General features: G+C 40.1%; 1 protein-coding gene. It reads left to right on the top strand.

Annotation, left to right across the window (positions count from 1 at the left end):
• Window positions 1–158: 158 nt before the first annotated feature.
• Window positions 159–1,838 (top strand): IS1182 family transposase (locus tag GN217_RS18485; protein ID WP_232334505.1); only part of this gene is annotated, 1,680 nt, incomplete at its 3' end.

The raw sequence follows: 1,838 nt of genomic DNA, 5'->3' as shown, positions 1-1,838 counted from the left end.
GAGGCTGGGACAAAACTCCAGTAAACAAAAAATTAAGGCGTGGGATCTACACTAAAAAGTATAGATCCCACGCCTTTTTTGTCGCTATTTTTGTAAACAAAAAGGACACCTTTTGATAAAATTAAAGTTACCACACAATAATTTTCGGAGGTGTCCTTATGTTTAACCATTATAACATGAACCAAGTAATTTTACCGCTAGATTTAGAAATGAAATTAAAAGAGAACGATATTGCCTTTGCGATCCATGATCTTGTCGAGAGTATTCCGGAAGAAGCTTTCGAGGATTTCTTACGACAAACTGGCCGTCCCGCCTACCATCCTCGTATGATGTTGAAAATCATTTTGTGTGGGTATACGCAATCCGTGTTTTCTGGTCGTAAAATAGAAGCTTTATTACAGGATAGTATCCGCATGATGTGGTTGGCTCAAGGACATGAACCCAGCTATCGCACCATCAATCGTTTCCGTTCTAATCCACTCATCGAAAACATACTACGTGAATGCTTTGTCCAGTTCCGGAATCAGCTTGTGGAAAAGGAATTGATTGAAGAGGAAGCCATTTTTATTGATGGTACAAAAATTGAAGCGAACGCAAATAAATTCACCTTTGTGTGGCGGAAATCCGTTGAAAAATATAGTGATAAGCTAATCGAAAAGTCCAATCAACTGTACGATGAGCTGTTGGAGAAGGAGATCATCCCGGCAATAGAGCGAGAAACAGAAGCGGAACTTTCCGTTAAAGAAATGGAAGAAGTAGTCGAAAAGTTAGATGAAAAGGTTGAGGAATACGATAAAAAAATCGAAGCTTGTGAGGTTGGTAGCGAACGAAAGAAAATCCGTTCCGAACGTAAATTTCCAAAACAAGCTCGCAAACAGTTTAACGATTTCATCACCCGTAAGCAAAAGTATGAAAACGATATGGAGATTTTCGGAGAGCGCAATAGTTATTCAAAGACGGACCCAGATGCGACGTTTATGCGCATGAAGGACGACTACATGAAGAACGGTCAATTGAAAGCTGGTTACAATGTCCAGATTGCAACGGAAGGTCAATACGCACTCGCTTACGATGTTTTCCCAAACCCGACAGATACACGCACCTTAATTCCTTTTCTCGATTCGATTGAAGAAAACTTTTTCGAACTGCCGGAACACATTGTCGCGGATGCCGGATATGGCAGTGAACAGAATTATGAAGATGTCATCGAGAATCGAAATCGAACGCCACTTATTACATATAATCAATATCGAAAGGAGAAGAAAAAGAAGCATAAGAACAACGCTTTTCATGTAGATAATTGGGAATATAACGAGGACGAAGATACTTTTCTGTGCCCAAATGGACGGAAAGTACGGTTTAGCTATCATTCCAAACGAACAGACAGGTACGGATTCACCCGTGAATTTAAAGTGTACGAATGTGAGGACTGTTCGGGCTGTCCACTCCGGGATTTATGCACGAAAGCAAAAAAAGGGAATAACCGAAGAGTCTACATTAATGAAAAGTGGGAGTCCCAAAAAGAATATGTACGTACGAAGCTTTCAGACGAGAAAACTGGTGAAATTTACGGAAAACGTAAAATTGATGTAGAACCAGTGTTCGGTTTCTTGAAGGCTAATTTGGCGTTCACTCGTTTTTCTGTCAGAGGAAAACAGAAAGTGAAAAATGAATTAGGATTTGCATTGATGGCGGTGAACTTGAGGAAGAAAGCCGCCATGAACAGCAAAATCGTGCCGGGAGATAGAGAAACTCCTAAAAAAAAGGTTCCAAGCAAACTTTTTATTGCTTGGAACCTTTTTATTTACTATTTTTGGCTAGTTATGTCCCAGCCCCTT

Origin of the sequence: Oceanobacillus sp. AG, from assembly GCF_009746545.1 — a bacterium.
GTDB classification, from domain to species: domain Bacteria; phylum Bacillota; class Bacilli; order Bacillales; family Amphibacillaceae; genus Oceanobacillus; species Oceanobacillus indicireducens.
Note: the sequence above shows the minus strand (reverse complement) of the source record. Positions and strands in the feature narration are given on the sequence as shown.